The sequence below is a fragment of the Trichocoleus sp. DQ-U1 genome (genome assembly GCF_039961925.1).
Lineage (GTDB): Bacteria > Cyanobacteriota > Cyanobacteriia > Cyanobacteriales > FACHB-T130 > FACHB-T130.
In genome coordinates, this window is record NZ_JAMPKB010000034.1 from 19755 (window position 1) to 44477 (window position 24723).

Annotated in this window: 17 protein-coding genes, 1 pseudogene and 1 riboswitch; of the genes and pseudogenes, 11 read left to right on the top strand and 7 right to left on the bottom strand. The window is 46.6% G+C overall.

Features of this window, described 5'->3' with window-relative positions; genetic code table 11:
• The first annotated feature begins 26 nt into the window (after positions 1–26).
• Positions 27–416 carry an MAPEG family protein gene (locus tag NDI34_RS15735; protein WP_348233137.1) on the top strand — a complete coding sequence of 130 codons (390 nt, stop codon included), beginning with the start codon at positions 27–29 and terminating at the stop codon, positions 414–416.
• Between the two features lie 257 nt (positions 417–673).
• Here the strand turns inward: NDI34_RS15735 and NDI34_RS15740 are convergent, their stop codons facing one another.
• The 4 genes from NDI34_RS15740 to NDI34_RS15755 form a co-directional block, all read right to left on the bottom strand.
• Positions 674–2446 carry a M61 family metallopeptidase gene (locus NDI34_RS15740; protein ID WP_348233119.1) on the bottom strand — a complete coding sequence of 591 codons (1773 nt, stop codon included), beginning with the start codon at positions 2444–2446 and terminating at the stop codon, positions 674–676.
• A gap of 194 nt (positions 2447–2640) precedes the next feature.
• Positions 2641–3324 carry a Crp/Fnr family transcriptional regulator gene (locus NDI34_RS15745; RefSeq protein WP_190429039.1) on the bottom strand — a complete coding sequence of 228 codons (684 nt, stop codon included), beginning with the start codon at positions 3322–3324 and terminating at the stop codon, positions 2641–2643.
• Between the two features lie 305 nt (positions 3325–3629).
• Entirely contained in the window at positions 3630–4817 is a 1188-nt protein-coding gene (locus tag NDI34_RS15750) for a hypothetical protein (protein WP_348233120.1), read from the bottom strand.
• Positions 4818–5077: 260 nt separating this feature from the next.
• Complete coding sequence (locus tag NDI34_RS15755) at positions 5078–6211, bottom strand: HetZ-related protein 2 (RefSeq protein WP_190415684.1); 1134 nt, start codon at positions 6209–6211, stop codon at positions 5078–5080.
• 421 nt (positions 6212–6632) lie between these two features.
• On the opposite strand from NDI34_RS15755, the gene NDI34_RS15760 reads away from it, so the two are divergent.
• The 5 genes from NDI34_RS15760 (at position 6633) to NDI34_RS15780 (ending at position 14266) form a co-directional block, all read left to right on the top strand.
• A complete protein-coding gene (locus NDI34_RS15760; protein WP_348233121.1) occupies positions 6633–8831 on the top strand; it encodes an ATP-binding protein in 2199 nt (732 codons plus the stop codon).
• 493 nt (positions 8832–9324) lie between these two features.
• The gene (locus NDI34_RS15765; protein WP_190536880.1) at positions 9325–10488 is read left to right on the top strand and encodes an adenylate/guanylate cyclase domain-containing protein; all 1164 of its coding nucleotides are present in this window, start codon (positions 9325–9327) and stop codon (positions 10486–10488) included.
• Positions 10489–10888: 400 nt separating this feature from the next.
• Positions 10889–11713 carry a cyanophycinase gene (locus tag NDI34_RS15770; protein WP_190415138.1) on the top strand — a complete coding sequence of 275 codons (825 nt, stop codon included), beginning with the start codon at positions 10889–10891 and terminating at the stop codon, positions 11711–11713.
• 149 nt (positions 11714–11862) lie between these two features.
• Positions 11863–12051, top strand: coding sequence for a CsbD family protein (locus tag NDI34_RS15775; RefSeq protein ID WP_348233122.1), 189 nt, complete (start codon positions 11863–11865; stop codon positions 12049–12051).
• A gap of 283 nt (positions 12052–12334) precedes the next feature.
• Entirely contained in the window at positions 12335–14266 is a 1932-nt protein-coding gene (locus NDI34_RS15780) for an acetate--CoA ligase family protein (RefSeq protein ID WP_348233123.1), read from the top strand.
• 536 nt (positions 14267–14802) lie between these two features.
• On the opposite strand, the gene NDI34_RS15785 is transcribed toward NDI34_RS15780, so the two are convergent.
• From NDI34_RS15785 to NDI34_RS15795, 3 genes are all read right to left on the bottom strand, one after another.
• On the bottom strand, positions 14803–16065 hold the full coding sequence (locus NDI34_RS15785; RefSeq protein ID WP_190415142.1) for a pentapeptide repeat-containing protein: 1263 nt from the start codon (positions 16063–16065) through the stop codon (positions 14803–14805).
• Positions 16066–16750: 685 nt separating this feature from the next.
• Positions 16751–18028 (bottom strand): sensor histidine kinase, encoded by a 1278-nt coding sequence (locus tag NDI34_RS15790; RefSeq protein WP_348233138.1) that lies wholly within the window; start codon positions 18026–18028, stop codon positions 16751–16753.
• A gap of 168 nt (positions 18029–18196) precedes the next feature.
• Positions 18197–18478: a DUF1830 domain-containing protein gene (locus tag NDI34_RS15795; protein WP_348233124.1), complete on the bottom strand. Its 282-nt coding sequence runs from the start codon at positions 18476–18478 to the stop codon at positions 18197–18199.
• A gap of 255 nt (positions 18479–18733) precedes the next feature.
• A riboswitch (cyclic di-AMP (ydaO/yuaA leader) is annotated at positions 18734–18955 on the top strand.
• A 104-nt stretch (positions 18956–19059) separates the two neighbouring features.
• On the opposite strand from NDI34_RS15795, the gene ntrB reads away from it, so the two are divergent.
• From ntrB to NDI34_RS15820, 5 genes and pseudogenes are all read left to right on the top strand, one after another.
• Positions 19060–19914 (top strand): nitrate ABC transporter permease, encoded by an 855-nt coding sequence (ntrB, locus tag NDI34_RS15800; protein WP_190687130.1) that lies wholly within the window; start codon positions 19060–19062, stop codon positions 19912–19914.
• 219 nt (positions 19915–20133) lie between these two features.
• On the top strand, positions 20134–21540 hold the full coding sequence (locus NDI34_RS15805; RefSeq protein ID WP_348233125.1) for an ABC transporter substrate-binding protein: 1407 nt from the start codon (positions 20134–20136) through the stop codon (positions 21538–21540).
• Between the two features lie 114 nt (positions 21541–21654).
• The gene (locus NDI34_RS15810; protein WP_348233126.1) at positions 21655–22494 is read left to right on the top strand and encodes a nitrate ABC transporter ATP-binding protein; all 840 of its coding nucleotides are present in this window, start codon (positions 21655–21657) and stop codon (positions 22492–22494) included.
• A 135-nt stretch (positions 22495–22629) separates the two neighbouring features.
• A complete protein-coding gene (locus NDI34_RS15815; RefSeq protein WP_348233127.1) occupies positions 22630–23382 on the top strand; it encodes a universal stress protein in 753 nt (250 codons plus the stop codon).
• Positions 23383–24030: 648 nt separating this feature from the next.
• Positions 24031–24438: pseudogene (locus tag NDI34_RS15820) on the top strand (CHAT domain-containing protein); the annotation flags it as partial.
• Between the last annotated feature and the right edge of the window lie 285 nt (positions 24439–24723).

Below are 24723 nucleotides of genomic sequence, written 5' to 3' on the forward strand. Positions count from 1 at the left end.
CAATCTTTAGTCCCTTCTTTGCAACAATGTTTCTGACACTCTTAGTCTGGGTGTATATGTACATTCGTCGGATCGGTTTCATCAAAAGCCAGAAGCTCCGTCCGCAAGACCTTGTTGCATCTAGCACACCCGCACAAATCTGGCCGCGAAACGTATCCAATCCATCAGACAACCTAAAAAATCTGTTCGAGATTCCGATACTTTTCTATGCGCTCGTGCTATACCTTTTCGTCACAAAACAAGTCGATGCAGTGTACGTAAACGCCGCGTGGATCTTCGTTGTTTTTCGGGTATTGCATAGCGTCGTCCACTGTACATTCAATCTCGTTATGCTTCGGTTCTACCTCTATCTGTTCGCTACCCTCTCGGTTTGGTTCATCGCGTTCCGCGCCGCCCTTACTCACTTTGGCGCGTAGGTATGCTTTCATAAATTTGCGTCATGTATTCAGCCACTTGGGTTGAGACGTGCGATCGATCCCAGACATCAAATTGAGATTGGAACAATCATGTAAACGGTGGACAAACTCTGGATGTGCGAATCGAGCAATCATCTCCTAATCCGTCAAATCCGACTGAAAAAATCGCCCTCTAGGAGAAGAAAAAGCGATCGCATTCTCACGATAACTGAATGTGAAAATGCGATCGCGAAGCGCCGACTTTGTCGGTTCGCCCATTAGAATCCCGATCCCAACCACTTGGCAAAATTGTGTTTTTGGGCGTCGTCAGGAGACTCCACTGGCACAATTTTGTAAGCACTTGGGCGCGGATCTGCTAACGTCACCAGTGGCATCCGAAGTTCGTCTTGATGGAAAACCGTTACCTGAATCGTATTCCCCGGTTGGTAGTCTTTCAAGCGATCGCTCAAAGAAAGTGCCGTCACTCGGAAGCCGTCAATTGCTAGCAATTCATCTCCCGCATCAATCCCTGCTAACTGAGCTGGAGAACCCACTTGGACAAATTTGATCGCCTCGCGCCCATTCTCTGTCTTCGCCGTCACACCGAGAAAAGGAACGGGTTCCTCTTCCTCAACCACTAACCGCAAACCGAAGGGATTCAGGTACTCGTCAAAGGGTAACTCTTCAGTTCCATCAACGTAGCGCTTAAAGAAGTCGCTCAAATCCATATCAGCGACTGATTCTATAACTTGCTGCAATTCTTCTGGAGTGAAGCCGGTTTCCGGCTGTCCAAACTGCTGCCACATTTGCCGCATCACATCATCGAGCGATCGCTGATTGCTATGACGCCCTCGAATCAGTAAATCCAGCAAAAAGGATACCATCGCCCCTTTCAGATAGTAGGAAATCTGGGAATTCCCACTATTGGCATCCGGTCGATACAGCTTAATCCAGGCATCAAAACTCGATTCACTCGCCGGTTGTACCAGCCGCCCTGGTGTCGTTTGTAACCGCGAGATTTCCTTGCCTAACTCCTTCAAGAAAGACTTTCCATCATAGATTCCCGCCCGGAACGGAATCACCAAGTCGTAATAACTGGTCGTCCCCTCACTAAACCACAGAGAAGGCGTATAGTTTTCCCCAGTATAATCAAACACTTCCAATCCTTTGGGACGGATGCGCTTCACGTTCCACAGGTGAAAGAACTCGTGGGCGACCAGCTGCATGAACCGATTGTACTTCTCGCGATCGCGGAAACCGAAGCGATTGTAATTCAACGTGCAAGCATTCTTGTGTTCCAAACCTCCAGCACCCGTGGAAGCTAAGTGCAACAGAAACACATATCGGTCATAAGGTAAACCTCCAAATATCTGGGATTCCACCCCAATAATTTTCTGCGTGTCCTCAATAATCCGCTCTGGTTCGGCGTTCCCCTGTCCCCAGATGGCTAACTCATGAGCTTTTCCCAAAACTTCAAAATGATACAACTGGTGGCAACCAATCTCAAAAGGACTATCCACCAGCGTGTCAAAATCGGGCGCTTGGAAGGTGTTCGCTTGCCCATCCGCCGTGGGTAATGGAGTTGTGACGCGCCATTCGGGTTTGGGCGGCACAATCGTCACTAGAATGGGTTGTTTTTCAAATTCGGGTATATAAAATAACAGAGCAGCACTGTTAAAATAACCGTGAGTCCCGTCCAAATGATTGGTTCGCACTGTTAGTTCATTGGCAAACATTCGGTAACGCACCGTAACTTCCGACACACTGTTTGTCTCTATTTGCCAGTGATTTTTGCTAAGCTTGCGCCACGCTAAAGGTTGTTCGCTGGAATCAGCCGAAAAGTCTTGCAAATGTTTAGAATACTCGCGCACCAAGTAGGAACCAGGAGTCCAAACGGGCAATTTTAAATCGAGAATCGGTGACTGCCAGTTTTGTACGGTAAAAGTTACGTCAAAAAGATGCGATTCCGGCTCCCGTATCGCCACCTGGTAATGAATTTTTGGTGCGGTATTGGATAAGCGATCGCGGCGAACAACTGTTGCTTCTGTCATTTTTAGCTTTTATCAATCGTAGATATCCACTAATTTAACTAGCAATTTTTGGTCAGTGGTTAGCCGGTAGTCAGAAATTCGGTTTTCAATTAGTAGAGATAAGGATTAACGACATAAGTCCTAAATGATTCGCGCAGGGGAGATCCTCAACTTCGCGAGAGAAGCCAGGGATCTGAACATCTGGAATCTCACGACTAAACTCGTCCTGCTAGATGCGTTAGCTGCTTGATGTTGAGAAGATGGAGCGTCTCCTGCGCTGGATCGATTTTAATCCAACCTTTACTTTCCAGTTTCTCGATAATTTTGCTAGTGTCTTCAACACCAATATCTGTAACGTTAGCCAAATCTTTAGAGGGAATATTATAGATTTCCATTCCTTTTTCTGTGGCTTCGCCATAGTTTTCTCCCAAAGCAATCAGCGTGTTCGCTAATTTTACGGCTGGGGGTTGATGACGCATTTGAAAGCGGAGATTCGTTTGGCGCAGACGCTTCACCATCAGTTGCAACATTCGGTGGTGCAACTGCGGATCTTTGAAGAGGGTTTGAATGAAGCGTTGGGCAGAGACGCTGAGCAATTCTACGGGCGAGAGGGCAATCACATCGGTTGAGCGGGGAGATTCATCAAGAATTGCCATTTCCCCAAAAAAATCGCCTTTGCCCAAGATTGCTAGGGTAACGACATTCTCCCCAGAGAGCCGTCGGACTTTCACCCAACCCGACACGACAAAATAAACTGCGTTTCCCCAAGCGTCTTCCATCAAAACCGCTCTGTCTGATGGGTACTCGTGTTCGACTGCGACAGACAAAAGCCATTCTAATGTCTCTGGAGCGGCAGTGTTAAAGAGGGGAAACAGCTCAGAAAAAGCTTTGGTCTGCATGAAAGGAAGTGTGAACTATAAAGTATGAATTATCAAGTTTAAAGTTTGAACGAGCAAGTCTGGAAAATACGATTATCTAAGCCGGGATATTCGTCGATTTATCCTTTATGATTTATCCTACCCTACTGCAACGGGTGCGAATTCGTTCGTGCAGGCTAAGGCAATCGGTGGCACATTACAGCCTTGATTTCATCCATCGCTTCAGCGATCGCGATTTGCCTCTTGCTTGGAGCATTCATGCTTTTCTGTTCAGCTTTCAGGCAATAACAGGCAATAAGCTGGTTACTCCTACGCTCTTCATTACATCACAGATGAGCCATATTGTCCTTTGACTTGGGATCAAGGTTCGCGCGATCGCTGGGCATTCGTTTGAGTCCTTCCAGTTGTTGCTCGATGCTCGTAAGCAAGTGATGCACGGCTGGCAGGGCTTCTATCTGAGCTGGGTTTGAGGCGGGATGGGATGAAGTACGGAGAACTGAGTCTGAGGCGCTGGCATGGCATATCTGATTCATCTTGCGCTGGAGCTTCTGGGCAAGATTCAAAGCTTCCCCCCAGAGATTTTCTAGTTGCTGCTGCTGATAAGCTCTCAAAGCTTCTCCGCGAAACACTTGCATAACTGCCTCATCTCCGTACTCACCAGGGATGATTTGCAAGCGCAGTAACAGATGATTGTGCTGATAGCATCGCTCAATCTCCACCATTTTGGTTTGTTCGACTGGCATTAATTGCAGATTTCCGATTCGCTTTAGCTCGTCGATGACTCCTTGAAGTATGGGTAGCGCCAATCCTGGGATCGCAAACTGCAAGACATTGTTTCGACTACAGAGAATGTTTCCTTCATAGAGCTGTCGTTCGCAATCCAGCCGATCGATGGTTCCATTCAGCACCCGCTTTAACAATTCTTTTAACATCTGCTGGGGCGGTAGGGCTGCCAGATTAGCAGTGAAACCAGATAAGTGATGCTGCGATCGCTCTTGCCATTGGGGGGAGGGATTGCCAGCGGGTGAAACTGTGGCGTTGCGCTTCACTTGCGGCGATTTTCTCAAAGGTTTTTCTGGAGCTGGTTGCGGCACTTGAGTGTTGGGGCGATCTGCCTCCACTTCGACCAGTTCTTCCGGACTATCGACAATCAGAGTTGGGAGGGTTTGCCGTTCTATCGGATCGGAATTTTTGCTTGGGCTTTCTCGATCTGGCTGCGTGTCTAAGTGTCCAGTTGCCGGCGTGGGCGGTTCGGTATGGGCTTGTTGTTTCCCGATGCCCGTGTTGTGTTTCAAATACGCGCTGAGGATTGCCTGGAGAGCGTCAGCGGCTATCGGCTGGGTTTCTAACGAGTAGTTTTGATAAGTTAGGATACGACGGACATAATCCAACGAGACTGTGTCTGTTGGATTTACCATGCCCAGTTTCAGGCAGGTGCCTTCTAAGGTGATGGGCAAAATTTGATAGTACAGACAGGCTTCAAAGGGCAGGAGCTTGTCAATCAATCTAAACATTTGATTTGCATCTATCAGAGCCACCCAGGAAAAGAGTGGAGAGGGTATCAGCACCAGTAGTAATTACCAGCCGCAGCTTGGTTACTCCGAGTGCGGTCATGGCGAGTTACAGAACTTGAATTGTGAATATCCTAGATGCCCCTGCGATCGAGTTTCAGCTATTATCTAGCACATTGTTCTGAATAAATCAGTTTTATCCATATAGTTATAGTTATGCTACCCCTCTGGGAAGAAAATATTGCTAGTTGTCGGAAACTAGGTTAAGAATCGCTCCGCAAGGCTTGAGCGGCTAGATAAAGTTTGCTCCATTCGCCCATGACTTGGTGATTTTTCAGGTTCAACTCAGCAGCGATCGCGTCTAGGGTTTTGCCTGCTTTTAAACCATCAATTAACTGCCGCTGCACGGAGGGGAGAGTGGCGTAGAATTGCTCCCACTCGATTAGGGTCAACCCCAGGTTGTGTTCTTGCAATGACGCTTCTAGCCAACTGGCAACTAATTCTGGCTGGCTTTTAACGGCAAAGACGCGAATGGCATGGTAGCTGACTTTTTCGCGCAGTCGATAGACTTCTTTGATCTGTAGGTTTAAGGCGCTAGCAATCGCTTCTTGGGACTTGCCTTGCAGATACAGTGTCAGCCAATCAGCAGCAGATTGACTCACATTTTCGGCTAGATAGTCTTTAAATTCCTGCTTGACCGTGGTGCGTAACGCTTGTTGTTCTTCCCAAACTTGATTTTCTTGGTACTGAGTGACTGCTTGAGCGTCTAGCAAACTCACCGGGCTGTCTGTTTCATCGGGCGTCACTTCTTCGGAAACCAGCCGTACCAGTTCGCCATCGGGTACGTGAGTCATGCCGCCTCGCTGAGAACGCCGTAGATAATTCACAAACCGATACACTAACAGCGGTTGGTTGCGAATCGGCCTGAGGCAATACTCTTCGATACTGGTCATCAGTAGGGAATTGCGGAGACGAGTATCACTAGGAGTACATTGGGCAATCCAAGCAATTTGCTGTTGAATGTAGCGATCGCTGTGTAATAGTTCCTGAATTACTTCTTGCAATACATCGACCACTGCCCGCTGGCGATCGCGCGAAAGCGCCACCCAAGTACGGATTTTATTGCGAAGCAGCACTAAGCTGCCCAACCGAGTCGTAAGATTCCGATAGGCACGCTCTGGTCCCACGCCTAAATAGCGCTGCCGTAAAATTCGGTAACGATATTCCATTGCTTGCCGAGCAATTGTCATCTGGCTTGGGTTCAGGGCTTCAAATCGTTCTAAATCTTCTCCGATCAGCCAGCGCGTAATACTTTCTTGCATTGCTGCGCTAGAGTCGGGATAGTCGGCTACAATCTGCTCTCGCCAATTCTGTGCCAGTTCTTGGGCCAGTGACATGGAGTTTTGAGTATTTAGCATCGTTTGAGTTTTCAGTTTTGAAGCCGGAAATTCAGACAGAGGAAGACTGACTTCAAACTCATTTTCCTGATTTAAAGTTTGCTCTACAAACCTCATCTCTCACCTCACCCATTTAAGGAGCAACTGACCTCTATTTCATCATGTCTACCTTGAGATAGAAGTGATCGCACCACCCTGGATAGTTTGACTCCTAACATCTATGGAGTGAGATTTTGATCTTATTGCCTTGTGCGTTGAATCACAACATTTAGTTGGTCAACTCATGAGCGATAATGTTAGATTTTGTTAAGTAAAGAATGATTAAGAAAGGTTTACTTTTGACGATGAAAGCCACATTAACAAGATTCAGACGGTGCTAGACTGATTCCCGACTTCTTCACCCTCAACTTCTCAAAAAACTATGCAACCAGAGCAGACAATCGCTGCTGGGCAACAGTCAAAGGAGGAACAAGAACTCATTTTGAATCCAGTAGACCATGCGATCGCTTTGTTTAACCGCTCCCATCACTTAGTCTTGTTTAATCGAAAATTCAGTCTTCTTTGGGGACTTCCCCCCGAATGGCTGGGTCTACAGCCGCATTGTAGCGAAGTCTTGGCTGAAGTGGTGGCACAGGGATATTGGTCGCAGCAGCAGAGCGAACAAATCGCTTCAGCCCTTAGCGAAACCGAAACAGAATACATTTCCTTTTCCATACAGCAATCTAACGGTATCTGCCTAGAGATAGATACCACACTGACGAGTGATGGGGGACGCCTGTTTACCTTCCGCGATGTCACCAGGTATCAAGACTACCAGGTAACTTTAAACGCTGAGGTGAGGCGGTTGACTTTTTTAGTAGGTTTGATGGAACGGTTGCAGCCTGCCAGTGACTTGCAGACAATCGGAAAATTTGCACTTTCCTATCTGGTGGAGACAATGGGTGCAGCGTTCGGCGATGTCAAGGTAATTACGGGTCAAGGCATTGATGCCTATGCCGATATTCTCACCAATCAAATTTCTGGTCGATTCATCGCGACTCACGGCGAAGCTGCCGTTGCCGAGATGCAAGCCTTTCTCGATCGAGGGATTCCCTATGGTCAAGGGTTATTGTGGCAAGTCGTAGAAACCGGCAAGCCAGTATTTGTTGACGATTATTCTAAACATTCCCAGGCAGTGTCGGCATTTCGCCATCCGGCAATTGGTCAACTGGGCATTTTTCCCATTCCTGCCGCTAATGGCAAGATTATTGGCGTCTTGACGCTGGAATCTCGCACTCATCAGAGACTTCAGGACGCTCCCCAACAGGATATACTCCTGGTCGCTTGTCGCACGCTGGGCGTTGCCATTGAAAGGGCACAGGCGCAAGAACACCTGCGCGAAATTAATCAGAATTTAGAACGGGCTTCCCAAATGAAGTCTGAGTTTCTGGCTGCCATGTCCCACGAACTGCGGACACCCCTCAACAGCATTTTAGGGTTTTCGGACTTGTTGCTGCGGCAAATCGCCGGTTCTTTGAACGAACGCCAGATTAAATACGTGCGGGTGATGGAAGAAAGCGGTCAACACCTGTTGCAGTTGATTAATGACATTCTGGATCTCTCCAAAATAGAAGCTGGAAAGGCAGAACTCGAACTCCAGCCAGTTTCCATCCTGGATCTTTGCAGGCAGTGTTTGCAAATGATTCAACCCCGTGCGGATAAAAAGCGACTTGCCTTAACCCTAGAAATAGACTATCGGCTGGGGCAGGCATCTTTAGATGAACGCCGTGTCCGCCAGATATTAATTAATTTGCTCTCCAACGCTGTCAAGTTTACCCCAGATCGCGGGCAAATTAAATTGAGTGGACGACTAGCTTATGGCACCCAGTTGATCGGGGAATTTCGACCGGATCGCAGCCCGGTGAATCCTAGCACGCCTTTCTTGTGTCTTGAAGTCAAAGACTCAGGTATCGGGATTTCTAGAGATAAGTGGCATTTGCTGTTTCGCCCTTTCCAGCAGGTGGATGCTTCCTTAACGCGGCAACATGAAGGAACTGGGTTAGGTTTGGCGCTGACGAAGCGACTGGCGGAACTCCACGGCGGCACCGTCTCTCTGGAATCGGTGGAAAATCAGGGGAGTACGTTTCGCGTCTGGTTGCCGGTAACGGAAATGAGTCAAACTTTGACAGAGGCAGCGAACCCAGTGCCAAGCCAACAGCAGTCATCACTTCTCAAAGGTGGTGTATCTTCTGGGAATGCCAAGCGAGTTTTGGTGGTGGAAGATCAAGCTTTCAATCAGGCATTGATTTCTGATGTACTTGAATTAGAAGGGTATGCAGTTGAGTTAATTTATAACGGTCGCACGATGATGGAAGCGTTGCAATCGCCTTTTGTGACGCCTAAATCGCTGCCGCACTTGATTGTCATGGATATCCAACTACCGGGGGTGGATGGGTTTGAAATTATCCGTCAGCTCAAAGCCAATCGCTTGTGGAAGTCGGTGCCAGTAATTGCAGTAACGGCAATGGCAATGGCGGGCGATCGCGATCGCTGTTTGGCTGCTGGGGCAAATGGTTACATCAGTAAGCCAATAGATATCGATCTCCTCACGACTACCGTCCGCTCTTTTATGCAGGATTAGAACCCCAAAGAATCCATGAGGGGCAAGGATATCCTGTCCCTATACCCTATACCTTATTTGAATCTGCAAATTGAGAGGTGTGGCAACCCTCTAGGTTTACGGGGTGGGATTCACCCTTACTGCATCCAATCGAGAATTGTTACCACCAAAGGGCTATCTATCTTTGGGAGAAAGATCATCTCTTGATCGGTTTGTTTTTCGATCTACCAGATGGTTAATTGTCTTTACCGAAGTCCTGTGTTTCAATAATGTTAAAGTTCTCTCAGTTACCGGCGACCTCGGAGGAGTTAGATTTCCATCTATCTACCTACCTGTACTGAAAGAAAACTTGTCAAGCTTAGGAATCGTCAGGGGCATCTAGTTAGAATTACTGGTTCAGCGAACAACTGTTTTAAGTAGTTACACTGAAGGAAAATCATAGGCGCGAGTGTAATGGTGGCTAACAGAAGTAGTTTTCCATAACAGCGTCATTTGCACTTATATTGTCAGTCCCATGACAAAGCCCTTGCCGCGCATTCTGTTAGTTGATGATGAACCCAATAATTTATTGCTGCTAGAAGAGTTGTTGTATTCACAAGGATATGAAACTCTAATAGCTTCATCAGGCGTTCAAGCACTGGAAGTTGTCAAAGATTTTCAGCCAGATTTGATTTTACTGGATGTGATGATGCCGGATCTGGGAGGCTTTGAAGTTTGTCGCCGGTTGCGGGAGGATGCAAAGCTACAAACGGTGCCGGTGATTTTTTTGACGGCTTTGGATGATGAAGAATCCAAGCTTCGGGGGTTGGAAATATTAGGTGATGACTACTTCACCAAGCCGATTAAAACTACTCTCCTTTTGAAAAAGATTGCAAATACTCTGCGTTTGATCGAGATGCGATCGCAGCATTCCGGGCAACAAATGCAGGAGAAAATTAAAGAGAAAACGAAGCGTCAACTATCAGCGGCATGGCAAATCAATGAATATCTCTCAGAGAAGTTTCGGCTATTTGTGCCGGATCAATTCTTAAGGCGCATTGCACCCGAAGGGGTAGAGTCAATTCAACTGGGGAATGCCAGGGAAGAAGAACTGACGATTTTGTTTTGTGATATTCGAGAATTTACCGCGATCGCTGAAACTCAAACCGCCAGCGACACCTTTGAGTGGCTGAACGCTTTCTTTACCCAGATGAATCAAGCGATCGCCATCAATTATGGATTTATTGATAAATTTCTGGGAGATGCGCTGATGGCGGTGTTTGACCGCACGGGAAACCACGGACAGGATGCTTTAAGTGCGGCGGTGGCGATGGTAGACAGCTTAAATCGGTTTAATCGCGATCGCCAACAATACAACTTGGAGCAGCCAGTGAACATTGGTATCGGCATTCATACAGGCGTTGCCATGATTGGGACAGTGGGTTCAGACCGGCGCATGGACTCTACTGTAATCGGCGATGTCGTGAATACTGCCGCCCGACTAGAAGAATTGACAAAGCTTTACGGCTGTCACATCCTTGCCAGTGATGCCGTTATTGCCCAGATGAGACAACCGGAGTTATTCAAGTGTCGGTTGATTGACCGGGTGATCCCTCGCGGTAAGCAGCAAGCAGTTGACCTCTACGAAGTCTTGGGTACGCAAACTCAACTGTTCCATCAAGCAAAGCTACTTTATTAATTCATCTGAATTAATGCAGCTAGGTGATGGTGCAATATAAAGCTTATCTGGAACACAGCAATAGTGTGTGCCAAAGTGTGTTATTTATGCATCTGAGAATTGCTGCTATAGGATCTGGATAACAGCCGCAAGATTTAATGAATTGGAAGCTATATAGTTTTGCAGCTTTACAAGCTTAATTTATACTCAGCGGTCAAAGACTTCAAAATAGACTTATGTATTTTAAATTACAGATTTGCTGCAAGTTATATCCCTAGAAAGAAGCTGCGGCAAACGGTATGCAGTTATTTTAGTTATTCAGGACAGCCAATCTGAGACATAAAAAATTTCCTGGGAGTCTTCTATATCTCCTGGGTATTTTTATGCACAAAACAACCATTAATACCTGGACATAAAATCAATGGAAGCTCAAGAAAACGTACCAGCGAATAAACCTAGCGGGCAGTTGGTGATCATCGGGGGTGCAGAAGACAAGGAGGGAGACTGCACAATCCTCCGAGAGTTTGTTCGCCGCGCCGGGGGTACTAAAGCTCGAATTGTCGTCATGACCGTGGCGACAGAGCTGCCCAGAGAAGTGGGAGAGAACTATATCAGAGTGTTTGAGCGGCTGGGAGCCGAAGACGTTCGTATCGTTGATACTGTTGAGCGGGAAGATGCAACTTCAGCCACTTACTTAGAGGCAATTGAGAAAGCCACTGGTGTATTTTTTACCGGCGGAGATCAGGCTCGCATCACCAGCATTCTCAAGGGTACCCAGATCGATGAGGCGATTCACAGACGGTACGCTGAAGGAATCGTGGTGGGAGGCACCAGTGCGGGAGCTGCCATGATGCCAGATGTCATGATCGTTGAAGGCGACTCTGAGACAAATCCACGGGTTGAAGTGGTAGAGATGGGTCCCGGTATGGGCTTCTTGCCAGGAGTGGTCATCGATCAGCATTTCTTACAGCGTGGGCGTCTGGGACGGTTAATTTCTGCCTTGGCACAGCAGCCTGCTGTCTTAGGATTTGGGATTGACGAGAATACAGCGATCGCGGTCAGCGATAACAAGTTTGAAGTAATCGGGGAAGGAGCTGTCACGATTGTCGATGAGTCAGAGCTGACCCATAGCAACATCGGTGACATTTTGAAGGATGAGCCTTTGGCAGTTTGCGGAGCCAAGCTTCATATTCTTCCACACGGATACAAATTTGATCTGAAAACTCGCAAGCCAATTCTTGATTAATTGAAAGTAGGGTGGGCACTTTCCATCCTACTTTTTAAATGCTACCTGTGCCTTTAAAATCTAACTGCCGAGGGATGTCTTTTTTACCCATAAGCTTCTTATACTGGAAGTAGTATAAGAAATTACATATCCTTGTAAAGGAGCTAAAAATGAGCGTAGAAGATAGAGCCAGAGCGGTTGCTAAAAACATAGAAGGCAAGGTGCAAGAGGGGCTTGGTCATGTAACCGGCGACCAAAAAGACCAAGCAGAAGGTCAGATAAAGCAGGATGAAGCTGCTGCTATGCATCTAAAAGAAGACCTCAAAGATAAAGCAAAAGAAATTGTAGATCGAGCTTAGGTTTTGTATCAAATTTTCAAGGGGGAAACTCCACAAATCTTAGAAAACCCATTTTCTTAAAGGAAATGGGTTTTAAAGTTTTTTATTAAAGAAATTTTAGCGATTTGGGCAATGGCGATCGCAAATGGTAGAAAGGCAACGAACCATTCACCATTAAATCCAATAAAAAAGAATTGACTTGACTCTGCCCTTTGATAGCTGAAAAGGTTATGCAATCGAATTAGGCTCAAGTAAGCGAGTCGCCAAGTTAATAAAAAGGGTGTTTAAAAACGGGAGATACTCAATGAGCAGAGAGATAATGACCGATGCAGTCCGTGTCAATGCGAGAAAAACGGATGCATTCGATATCTTTAACTTCAAGCATTACATGGGGCCAAACCCGTATTTGCAGACGGGGGCGCTAATATTCGATTTCGCCCTGACTGAGTACGCGCAACCTCCGGCGATTAGCGATTATGTATCGATTATTGGCGATCGCTACCCCCACCTGCGTGATGAAACCTACGAATCTCATGCCCAACTGTTCGCTCGAACCGTGTCAGAAGTGGGAAAACTGGACATGGGGCTGCACCTCAAGCACTGGAGTATCAAGCAACTTCCCGCTTGCACGAAGATTGCCGTAGAATCACTTCATGCACGCACTAGTCGGGCAGTCGTTTACAGTGTTTGGGATTGGTTTGAAGCGATCGCTCAAGGCAAAGATTTTCGGATTGACGATCAGTTCAAGGCAATGCAGGATCAGTTCCGCTACTCCGTCTACGGCGGGCCGACAGTCTATGCACTGTGGCGTACAGCTTATGAAAAAGGAATTCCCGTTTTTTATCTGTGGGACGAAGGACTGGTTCAATATGGCTATGGAAGAAAGCAGATTCGTGGGATAGCAACGACTTTTGACTGCGATAGCCATCTGGATTCGGACTTTACCACTCGCAAAGATGACTGCAAAGCTTTCTTAGGTACCTTGGGATTCCCCGTTCCCAAAGGTGACATCGTCGCTTCACTGGAAGACGCTCGCGCAGCCGCTAGAGAGATTGGCTATCCCGTCGCTGTGAAGCCGGTAGTGGGCCACAAAGGAATTGGGGTAACGGCTGATGTGCAAGATTCAGAAGAACTGAAATATGCCTTTAGCAGGGCAGTCAATGCGATTCCTAAAGAGCAGCCAGTCCGGATCATCGTCGAAAAAAGCTACAAAGGGTCAGATTTTCGGATGCTTTGCGTCAATGGTAGATTCGTCGCCGCGACGGAACGCCGCGCCGCATCAGTCGTGGGTGATGGACACTCGACGATTGCGGAATTGATCGAGCAGGAAAATCGGAAGCCAGACAGGATAGATACACCAACGTCGCCAATGGGCAAGATCCAGTGCGATGAAGCGATGGAAATGTACTTAGAAGAACAGGGATTAGGTCTGGATAGCGTGATTGAAAGCGATCGCACCGTCTATCTTCGCAAAGTTGCCAACCTATCGGCTGGCGGCTTGAGCATCGATCAGACAAGCACTGTTCATCCTGACAACATTATCCTGGCGCAAGACATCGCCCAGCATTTCCGGCTAACTTGCCTGGGTATTGATGTCATTGCCCAAGATTTATCCAAATCTTGGAAGGATGGTGAGTTTGGCATCATCGAAATCAACGCTGCCCCTGGCATCTATATGCATCTTAGACCCGCCGTTGGTGACAGCGTCGATGTACCTTCCCATATTCTGGAAACCTTCTTTGACTCCGCCGAAAAAGCCAGAATACCTTTCATCACCTTCAACCGAATCTCAGTTCAAGAACTTCAAGAAGTCATTGACGATATCCTGATGCAACACCCCGACTGGACAATTGGCGCAGTTTGTCGGGATGGAGTTTTCGTCAATCGTTCCCAGAAAAACTTGAACAAAGATTACAACAGTAACGTTCAAAACCTGCTCCGGAATCCCCAGCTCGATCTGCTGATTGTCGAGTACACAGAAGACGTACTAGAGGCAGATGGGATGTTCTACTACGGGAGCAATCTTGTAATCTTGGATAATCCTACGGAAACCGAGATGATGCTGGCGAGAGACATTCTCCACGACTCTACTGTCGTGATTAAGGAAGGAGACACTATCTCCATCCGCTCTCATGGCTTGCTTGAACAGTACCAGCTTGGCTCAGCCGAACCTTTTTCGCGGGTTTATCTCAAAGAAATTCCGAAAATCTCGCCTGAGTTTGAAGTCAGACACTAGATCCTTGGTACAAGTCTCTGGAAGACACAAGCGAGCAGATTTGTAGCCAAACCTCTCTCCGTATCGGAGAGGGGTTTGAAGATAGTTCCCCTCGCCTGTCGCTTTCTAAGGGGCGATTCTGGCTAGGTCTAAGACTGCTTCGAGCAAAATAAGTCCCTTGAGTTCGCATCTTGCACCGGACGGTTGAAAGCGCACCGGCAAGCACGCAAACGAAACTTGCCGGGAGCAGGTTACAAAACCTTTAATGTTCGCTTAGTTCGCGCTTTTCCGGCTGGGAATGTTTGTCTGGATGCCAAAGTTGCTAATCTAGTACCGTTGATCGAAAAAACGGCTGAATAATCAGATGGAAAATATTGATTGGATGAATGTTACGGCAGGCGGGATGGCGATCGCAATTTTTATAGGCGGGTTGACCATGATGTTCACGGATCTTTGGACTCGCAAGAAAAAATAATGGATATCGTCTCCGGGTGAATACTCCGATTATTTATTCGCCCCTCTATTCATCGCACATCCATCGCACATCGCTTTAAGCTTCATCGCGCCTCTATTTCTAAGTTAAAGAAATTTTCTTGCGGAACGTTGGCTTCTGTCAGGTCGGCACCCTTGAGCATCGCCCGACTCAAATCCACATCCGTCAAGTCTGCCCCACTTAGGTTGGCTCCCCTTAAATCCGTTCGCGTCAAGTCTACCCCCCTCAAGTCGGCTTCACTTAAGTTCACCTGCTTCAAGCTAGCTCCCGTCAAGTCTACTCCTCTCAAGTCGGCTCTACTTAGATTGGCTCCCTTCAAGTCGGCTCGCGTTAAGTCTACTCCTCTTAGATCCGCCTCGCTGAAGTTCACCAGCCTCAAAATGGCTCCCGTAAAGTCCGCCCCTCGTAAGTCGGCTCCGCTCAAGTTGGCATCATCCAGGTCAGCTTTCCTCAAGTTAGCTTTGCTTAAGTCTACCCCTCTCAAGTTTGCTCCTCGTAACTTTGCCCCTCGCAGATTGGTCGCCCTTAAGTCGGCTCCGCTCAGATTGACTCCGCTCAAATTAACCCCAGGCAGGCATACACCCGCAGCAATCAAGTAAGCTCCAGCTTCACTGGGGTCAAACTCGTAGGGAAATTGAGTCTCTTGCGTGTAGACAGCTTTTTCTAGAATGGTTCCCCTCAGCTTGGCTTTACTCAAATCGGTTCCAACCAGATTGGCACCCGCCAAGTTAACGTTCTCCAAATTTGCGCCGACCAGATTTGCTCTCATCAAATTTGCTGCTTTCAGGTCGGCTGACTTTAAATAAACTCCACTGAGATCGACTTCACTCAGGTTGACGCCGATGAGTAAAGTGCCAGAGGCAATCAAGTAAGCCCCCGCTTCCTGAAGGTTAAAGTCTGGAGGGAATCGAGTCTCTTGATTGTAGACAGCCTTTTGTAGGATAGCCCCCTTTAGCTCGGCTGCGCTCAAGTCCACTCCTACCAGGTTCGCTCCAGCCAAGTTAGCATTTTCCAGATTAGTTCCAACCAGATTCGCCTTTTTCAAGTTGGCTCCGCTCAAGTTGGCTGCTGTTAAATCTGCTCCAATCAGGGTGGTTCCACTCAAGTCTGCTTTCGTCAGGTCTGCCTCGCTCAGATTTGCTAAATTGAGACAGGCTCCACTTAGATTTGACCCATTCAGGTTTGCCTCTGTTAGGTCTGCTTCTATGAGATCTGCATAACTGAGGTTCGCCTCGCTGAGGTTTACCCTTCTTAGGTCTGCTCCCCTCAGCTCCTTCCCTTTAAGAAAAGCTCCCCTGAGTTCAGTTTCTTTCAAGTCTACAATCACGGCGTATGCCCCCTGGGTTTGTGCCCCCTTAGGTATTGGCTATTCAAGTCAGCTCGAATAGGTTTTTCCCCGCTCGGATTTTCTGGAAATGTTTTTAATTGTTTTTTCAGCACTTGAAAAATAACCGCTTTCAACTCTTAAGTTATTATTCCCAGTGCTGAGCAGCTGATTACTAATCATACGCGAAGTACAACTTTTCACTCGCCTGCCGATCGAAGATAGATGAGCAGCCGCCGAGCGATCGCGGCATACGCTAGCAAAGAGATCGCATGGTAAAGTTTACGAGCGATCGCAACACTTAGTTTTCTGCTTGTCGAATCCCCCCTCCTTCCATTCACCTAGCGCTCAATCCTGACTCCACCCCTTCGAGAGTTTCAGGTGGTTAGTCCTGGCTGGCTGACAAATCTTTGCGTCTGGGTTGGATTGAAGTGGATGCACCCCCAACAGCAGCCAGTGTTTCGCTCTATTGACTCTCCAAGGCTGCACCTACGCTCCCGCACGGGCACCTACCGCTTTTGAAGGGGTTCAAGAATTTTGGAGAGTCTTGCAGGTCGTCTGCTTGACCCTAAACTAGCAGTTGTTTCCCGAAAACAGGCTTCATCGCTATTTGATTCGAGTTTAGAGTTCAAATCCCAGACTGTTCTAAGGAGTCTGGGGTTTCATCTTTAAAAATTAGTTGAAAGTGCTATACCTGGGTTGTTGAAGGGGTCACGATTTCCTCAGAAGTATTCACTGCTAACGGTAAAATGACAGTGAAGGTGGAGCCAATGCCTACTTGTGAAACTAGCTCTATTCTTCCTTGTAATAATTTTACCAACCGCGAGACAATCGCTAATCCTAAACCTGTACTTTCCGGAAGGAAAGACTTTTCTTGGGGGATAGAGCGAAAGTAGGGTTCAAATATACGAGCTTGGTCTTCTGGAGGAACGCCGATTCCCGTATCGCTGATAGCGATCGCCCACTCTTTATCTGATAGCGTTTGGCAGCTTAATTTAATCGTTCCAGAGTCGGTGTAACGAATCGCGTTACTCAAGAGATTAGTAATAATTTGCTGGAGTCTCAGCGGATCTGTCAGCACCCGATCGGGGGCGCATGTGGGGTGTAGTCCTTCTCGAAGAGCAGCACAGCTATCGGCGCTAGCTGAATCGTAATCAACGATTATCTGTAGCTCCTTGGAATCCGCCAAAGGTTCTACCATTTCCAGGATATTCTGAATTAAAGAGCGTACATCTGTTACAGATGGCTGCAATTTCATTTTCCCCGCTTCATAGCGAGAGATTTCCAACGCATCGTTGATTAATCGAAGTAGCTGTCGTCCATTTCGTAGCACTTTCTCAATGTGTTCTAGATTCGGAAGGTTATCACTCTCCTCCTGCTTCCGTTGTTGTTGGCGTAAAAATAAATCTGAGTAGCCAATAATTGAAGTGAGGGGAGTTTTCAATTCGTGGGCTAGATGAGAAAGGTTATCTTTATTCGCGCGAAGCAAACGAGTTAATTCTTGATTGGTCAATTTTAACTGACTTTGCAACTGTTGGAGTTCGTGCAATCGCTCATCCATATAGCTTTTAAAACATTGAGCGATCGCTTCATCCACTACTGTATCAATCAGACGAATGACTCGGATTATCTCAATCGGTGATGAGTCTAGCAACTCTCCCTCTAAGGTGGAAACGATTGTCTCCCGTAAAATTCGGTATTCACGGACAATTTCTACTGGATCGTAACCTTGTTCAGCCCGAAGTATACCATGTTCTAAACTTGCATCTACTAACGACTGAACATCACTGTCTTGCAACTTAGAAAGTACAGTCGCTAATGCCTTGAGGACACGGGGGAGGCTGTCGCGCAAACCCTTGTAAGATAATTCTGCTGCGGTCTCAATTCGACTATCAGCACGGACAGCTTCAATCCATTTCTCTACAATCGTGGCAGATTTATCGAGCAGTAATTGACTAAAATCCATCATTTTTTGGCGCTATTGACTCGTTTACAAATGCTCTCCATAGACTAAGATTAGCTTGGGGAGTAGCTAATTTGTTTGTCCTTCTTGTTTTCGCGCCCAAATACTTCGCCTATAAGCTCTTAAAATGTTTTTAATCAAAAGCCACCCTAAGGGTTAAAAACTTCATTTTCAGGCGTTCATTTCTTCATGTACGCGGAGATGATCGCAGGGAATTACTTCTATTAAAGCTAAGTTTTCAGTAGAACTTTTTGTTGGGTTAGTATGTATTTCTAGTTGGGAGTCCGGTAAGGCTTTAAACAATAAACGTTGACCAGGGAAAACAATCCGTTCAAAGTTTAAGTTTTGAGTATTATCAAATTTAACAATTTGAATCTTATTTGTGCAATTTGTATAAAAACAAAGGATTTGTTCGGAAGGTTGAGAAACCAAAGAGGAGAATGCTGACATCATATTGGGTGCCCTGAACGAACGATAAAATTGGCTGATTAACAAGATAGATAATATAAACTTCGACTGCTTCAAGCGGCTTCTACCTAAAGATGGGGTTGAAGGAAGGCAAGATGTAGTACAGAATACAAACATCACTAGAATGCCTCAAAAAATTCGTAAACTATTGTGAATTTGATGGAGAAGCGATCGCTAGAAAGTTATGTCTTCGGAAAGGTGGACTGTCTTAAAAAGGCGTGCTAAGCTTATCGGTTAATCCGAGTAAGTCAGCCTAATTCAGCGTCTTAGCAAGCGATCGCTCTGTATAAGCGCTGGAACGGAGGAACCAATTAATGGGGCGTATCTCTGCCAGGAGTAAGGCAAAAGGTGTAAGGCGGAATAAAAAACTGTTTATTCATCCTTCATCCCTTATCCCTTAGAGAAGAGCATCTCTCAGCTCTAGCCCGTCAGCTAACTTCGTAGGCATTGAGAGGAGACTGAAGAGTCAGCATTTTTCATTTTTTGAAATGTTCTGAACTTGTCAGTGTCCCGGCTGGTACTGCTCTACTTTTTGTACCTGAAGAGTGACTCTGAGGAGCTTCATAATGATATTGCAGCTGAATTTGTCTGCGATTGCAGTTGCTGGACAGGTAGCCTGGAAACGGGCAAAACCCGTTCTGATTCGGGATGTCGTCGTCCTCCCCGCCCTTGGTTTTTTAGGAATTATCGTTCTGTGGTGGATTGTTGCGCTTTTCAAGCATGAATTAATACCCACCCCACCAGAGGCGTTCGTCAAGAATTTAGACTACATTATGAACCCCTTTTACCGACGGGGTCCTGGCGATCTAGGGATTGGTTGGTTACTACTGGCAAGCCTTCGACGAGTATTGCTGGGATTTTTGTTAGGTGCAGTTGTTGCCATTCCCATTGGATTTTTGATTGGGATGTCCAAGCAAGCAATGATGGCACTCAATCCCATAATTCAGATTTTCAAGCCAGTATCGCCCCTAGCTTGGTTGCCCATTGCTTTAGCAATTTTTAACCTAGCAGATCCGTCAGCAATTTTTGTTATCTTCATTACTTCTTTGTGGCCCACCATTATTAACACTGCTCTCGGTGTTTCTAGCGTTTCCAAAGATTACCTCGATGTGGCAAGGGTTCTAGAAATGCCCCGCTGGCGACGAATTACCAAGATTATTTGGCCTGCGAGTTTGCCTTATGTCTTCACTGGTTTACGGATTAGTTTGGGGATTGCATGGCTGGTCATTGTCGCTGTAGAAATGCTCACAGGCGGCATCGGGATTGGGTTCTTTGTGTGGGATGAATGGAGTCGCTTAAACCTAAGCTCAGTATTTTTGGCAGTGGTAGTGATTGGATTGACAGGACTACTGCTGGACTATGCCTTAAGCAAAGTTGAAGCTTTGGTTACTCACCGTCGCCCTAGGGCAACCTCTGTCTAATAATTTTCTGTAAACCTCTGTTGAGTAGGGATGATTCTGCTCTAACAGAAATCGCTAGTGTGAGCGAGACTCACGGGCGTCGTGGTAACGCTGACCGCTCAAACGAGTGGGTTGCGAGACGTAGTACCTACGGCGTCAATTTTTTCAGAGAACTCATGAGCAGTAATCGCTCAAACCTAGTGGCTTGAGCTGAGTGGAAATGGATCGCAAGGACGAATTATGAGTGACACCACAAACTGGACGCGACGAAAATTTCTGGAGGGTATGGGTGCCACAGCAGCAGGAATGGCACTATCATCTTGTGCGATTAGCGGCGATCGCTCAGCGAAAGGACTCACTGAAGAATCCGCATCCATCAAACAAGTCGTAGAGCCAGGATCGTTAGAAAAACCCGATCTGATTGTTGGCTACGTGCCGGTGAATGATTGTGCGCCGTTTGCGATCGCTTGGAAAAAAGGATTTTTCCGCAAGTACGGTCTCAACGTCCAACTTAATCGGGAAGCTAGCTGGGCAACCTCTCGTGACGGCGTAATTTTTGGTCGCACTGATGCCGCCCCCGTAGTCTCTGGTGCCGTCACCAACGCCAGAATCGGTGCTGAAGGCGCACGCCATGCCCCTCTCTGCGCCGCCATGACCATTCACCGACACGGTAACGCCATGACGATGAACCGGAAAATGTGGGAAGCAGGTTTGCGTCCCTGGCGGGAGTATAACGGCGATTTAGAAGCATTTGGGAAGGATTTCCGCAGCTACTTTGAGAAGCAGCCGCGAGAACAACGAGTTTGGGCAGTTGTCCTCAGTTCTGCCATTTACGAATACTTCGTCCGCTACCTATCCGCCGCCGCCGGAGTCGATCCCCTGAAAGAGTTTCGCGTCATCATCGTTCCCCCACCGCAAATGGTGACGAACGTGCGGATAGGAGCGATGCAAGCCTACATGGTGGCAGAACCTTGGAATACCCGCGCAATTACCGGAAATGAAGGTGTTGGTTTTACCTTCGCTCAAGGCAAAGAAATTTGGTTGGGACACCCAGATCGACTGCTGGGTGTGATGGAATCTTTCATCCAAAAAAATCCCAAAACTTATCGTTCCCTTGTCAAAGCGATGATTGAAGCTTGCCAGTATTGCAGCAAGCCTGAAAACCGCGAAGAAGTAGCAACACTTATTTCCGAGCGTTCCTTTACAGGTGCTAAACCCAAATTTACTCGTCCCGCAATTATTGGCGACTACAATTATGGCGGTTTTGATGGTAAAGCTCGGATTGCGAAAGCCGAGGACAGTACAATCTTCTTCGATATCCCTGACAACATTCCCAAACGTCCAGGAGAACATTCGACATTTCTCTGGCAATCTGAAAGTCTCTGGTTAATGACTCAAGCAGCTCGTTGGGGACAAATCAAAGAATTTCCAAAGAATGCAGAAGCACTTGCCAAACAAGGCTGGAGAACCGATCTTTATCGAGAAATTGCCGCAGAAATGGGCATTGAGTGTCCCCAGGAAGATTACAAAGTTGAACCACCGCAAGTATTCATTGATAAGAAAGGTTTTGACCCCAGCGATCCAGTTGGATATATCAATGGGTTTGAGATTCGGGCAAACCGTCCCGCTCGTTTCTTCTTATCTTAATTAGTTGCACTTGTTACTGTTCAAACGGCTCGGCTGAGTTTTACTTTTTGGCAAAAGCCAGCCTCGTTCATACCTTTAAAATTCTCAAGAGTTCGTCCTCAGAAGGAGCATGATATGACTAAATCCACCTCATTCTCAACGGATGCCAATAATCAAAGTGTCAACCGCACTGGATTTCTGGAAATAGAAAATCTTTGCAAGTCCTATCCCACAGCAGATGGAGGTGAATTTGTTGTTCTGGATGGCATTAATCTTAGTGTGAGTGAAGATGAATTTATTTGCGTGATTGGTCACTCTGGCTGCGGCAAATCAACGCTTCTCAAAATGGTTGCTGGGTTAGAAAAACCGACTTCCGGCTCCGTGCAATTAGAAGGTAAAGAAATTCGTAAACCTGGTGCCGAGCGCATGATGGTGTTCCAACACTATTCACTGCTGCCTTGGCTGACGGTGAAAGAAAATATCCGTTTGGCGGTGGATGAAGTCTTAAAAAATGCCTCTCGTGCTGAAAAAATTAGCATTGTGAACGAACACCTAGCAATGGTGAATTTAACAGCCGCCGCTGACAACTATCCCGATGAAATTTCTGGCGGGATGAAACAACGGGTGGGGATTGCTCGTGCCCTCGCAATTCGCCCCAAAATGTTGTTGATGGATGAACCTTTTGGGGCACTCGACGCCTTGACGAGGGGCAAATTGCAGCAGCAAGTACTGCATATTTGGGAACATCAACGGCAAGCGGTAATGATGATTACCCATGATGTAGATGAAGCGCTGTATATGTCTGACCGAATTATACTGATGACCAACGGCCCCCACGCGAAGATTGGGGAAATTTTGGACGTGCCTTTTAAGCATCCACGCGATCGCCAAGCCCTCCGCAACTCCCGCGAGTATTTTGAATTGCGTAACCACGCTTTGAACTTCCTCGATGAATATTTCAATCAAGACGAGTAGACGAGCCATTGGTCAACTGTTTATCAAAGAAAAAACAACTGAACTGGAAACACGTTCTATTGCGTTTCTAACCCATTAAAACCCTTACTTAAGTTCTTGCGAAGCTAGCCTAATTACTTCAGGAGGTTTGAGTTTGTGAATATTAAGTCAATGTTAGCCCGTCTTGAAAGCGCAATGGGTCGTCAGGATGTAGTTGAACAAATGGTATTACTACCAGAGCCAGTTTCCCCCACTTCCAAACGCGCTAATTCTGCTAAATCAATCAATTTAGTCGTGGGCTATAATCGGTCTCCTAGCAGTCAAACCGCTCTGGATCTTGCCCTATGGATTGCCCATCAAACCCGGTTAGTTACAAAGGCGCAAGTCACGGTTCAAGTCGTTTACGTTGTCGATGAAGATCAAAGCAGCCATTGTCCACATATCTGTAACGGGGGTGATGCTAGACGCCCTTTAAGCCAACAGCTTCCCCTAGAGTCTCTAGAAGCATCGGCAAGAAAGTGTGCCACACCTGTTTTAACTCAACCTACCCCTGTGGAATTAGAAGCACGCACACGAATGACGGAGATAGATCCTTCCTATTTAAGGGCAATTTTCTATCAAACGAATCCTTTTGAGCAAGCAGATCGTATCCTATCGCAAGCCCGTTGTCTGGCTGAAGAATGGCGAGGTTCTTTCAAAGGTCATCTACGGTTTGGTTGCATTTCTACAGAACTCAGAAAAGTTGTTGAATCAGAAGCTGCGACTTTATTGTTGCTGGGCTGTACCTCTGCCAATCATCCAATTGTTCAGAAACTAGGTTCTAATTTTCCTTGCGCGGTGTTGGGTATTCCCAGCATCTTGAATTCACCGGATACTTCAAGTTGTTCCTCAGATTTCCAATCAGTTTAATCGTTGAGCGGAAATTTTTACATAGGAAATTAGAAGAAAACAATCGGGATTTAAATAATTTTGATTTGTTTCTACCTTTTACCTGTACCTGAAAAAGCACAATTAGCGATCGCATAAAAGGTTTCTATTGCAGTTATATTTGATTGGTGAAGAGGGTTTATCCTAAAAAACTCCGTTAGCGATCGCATAGCACTGCGGATGCACTATCTTCGCTTTAGCTGCAAAGGAAGCGAAGAACACAAGCGGATAATTTTACACCTACAACAAAAATAAAAAGGCAAATGCATCCAGAAAATTTCTCCTTTCTTTAGCATTTTGCCTTTTTATTGTCTGAAACACGACCATCGCTCAAGCCGACTATCGGATGTTGAAGAAGAAATTTTAAAAATTAGTACTGAATCAGATGGAGTACATCACAAACCACACTATCGCTCTTTTGTCACTCTAGGCAGAGGAAAAATGGAAATCGGTTGGCTCAAGAGCTGTGGAAACAGCACCCCTAAACCGATCCATAAAAGCAATTAAACCCTGAAAGCCCGCATCTAGCTCAGGGATAGGAAAGATTTTTAGCCAAATCTTCATAAGATTAAAAGCCACAAAAGGTTGGAGAATTAAACGTAGATAGCGCTAGCTCCTCCCGAAAGGAGGCTCGCCTTTGCATCAGACGGGAAAGATAGTGGTTTGCTGACGGCGGGTGAAATACTGGATTTGTACGCACGATCGGAGCGAACTGCCTTCGACACACCGCACAGTTCGTCTTTAAAAGCCGAATTGGTGGTTTTGAGTGCTTTTGACACGGGAAGAGGTCGGATTACAGGCGATGGCGTCATCAGGCTGTCTCGTGTTTTTATTTCCGCTAGAGTTCCTAGTGTTCAAGTGTCATTATGGGCGATCCCTGCTGCCCCCACTTCTTTCCTAATGACGAAGTTTTATAATAATCTCCAGGGAAATCCAGACAGAGCCGCTGCGCTGCGAAGTGCCATGTGAAAAACTCTGAAAACATACCTGAACCCATTAGACTGGGCGGTATTTACCCTGATCGGCGAAGCGCAGTGAAGGGAAATATTTGAGTAAGATTGAAGTCAATACTTTTCGGTTAATCTCTCCCCAACCCATAATTATCTGTGTGAAGGGTAGAGCTACTAAGCGTTACCCATCGAACTCTTCTCAATGTTGTGGGTTGCGTTCCTCAAACGCCACGCCCCCAACGCGGAGAACTCATCTACACGGAGTGGCTTACCAGCGTACGAATGACAGGGTTTCATTCATTTCTCCGACTTAACTCCCAGCAATCCTCGACCTAGAAGCTCGTGCATCGGATTGTGAATTCTAGAAGAATTG

What these genes read in the sequence shown, in the direction of transcription:
- NDI34_RS15735 (WP_348233137.1), top strand. Translation starts at nt 27, where the DNA reads ATGTTTCTGACACTCTTAGTCTGGGTGTATATGTACATTCGTCGGATC.
- NDI34_RS15740 (WP_348233119.1), bottom strand. Translation starts at nt 2,446, where the DNA reads ATGACAGAAGCAACAGTTGTTCGCCGCGATCGCTTATCCAATACCGCA.
- NDI34_RS15745 (WP_190429039.1), bottom strand. Translation starts at nt 3,324, where the DNA reads ATGCAGACCAAAGCTTTTTCTGAGCTGTTTCCCCTCTTTAACACTGCC.
- NDI34_RS15750 (WP_348233120.1), bottom strand. Translation starts at nt 4,817, where the DNA reads ATGTTTAGATTGATTGACAAGCTCCTGCCCTTTGAAGCCTGTCTGTAC.
- NDI34_RS15755 (WP_190415684.1), bottom strand. Translation starts at nt 6,211, where the DNA reads ATGTCACTGGCCCAAGAACTGGCACAGAATTGGCGAGAGCAGATTGTA.
- NDI34_RS15760 (WP_348233121.1), top strand. Translation starts at nt 6,633, where the DNA reads ATGCAACCAGAGCAGACAATCGCTGCTGGGCAACAGTCAAAGGAGGAA.
- NDI34_RS15765 (WP_190536880.1), top strand. Translation starts at nt 9,325, where the DNA reads ATGACAAAGCCCTTGCCGCGCATTCTGTTAGTTGATGATGAACCCAAT.
- NDI34_RS15770 (WP_190415138.1), top strand. Translation starts at nt 10,889, where the DNA reads ATGGAAGCTCAAGAAAACGTACCAGCGAATAAACCTAGCGGGCAGTTG.
- NDI34_RS15775 (WP_348233122.1), top strand. Translation starts at nt 11,863, where the DNA reads ATGAGCGTAGAAGATAGAGCCAGAGCGGTTGCTAAAAACATAGAAGGC.
- NDI34_RS15780 (WP_348233123.1), top strand. Translation starts at nt 12,335, where the DNA reads ATGAGCAGAGAGATAATGACCGATGCAGTCCGTGTCAATGCGAGAAAA.
- NDI34_RS15790 (WP_348233138.1), bottom strand. Translation starts at nt 18,028, where the DNA reads ATGGATTTTAGTCAATTACTGCTCGATAAATCTGCCACGATTGTAGAG.
- NDI34_RS15795 (WP_348233124.1), bottom strand. Translation starts at nt 18,478, where the DNA reads ATGATGTCAGCATTCTCCTCTTTGGTTTCTCAACCTTCCGAACAAATC.
- ntrB (WP_190687130.1), top strand. Translation starts at nt 19,060, where the DNA reads ATGATATTGCAGCTGAATTTGTCTGCGATTGCAGTTGCTGGACAGGTA.
- NDI34_RS15805 (WP_348233125.1), top strand. Translation starts at nt 20,134, where the DNA reads ATGAGTGACACCACAAACTGGACGCGACGAAAATTTCTGGAGGGTATG.
- NDI34_RS15810 (WP_348233126.1), top strand. Translation starts at nt 21,655, where the DNA reads ATGACTAAATCCACCTCATTCTCAACGGATGCCAATAATCAAAGTGTC.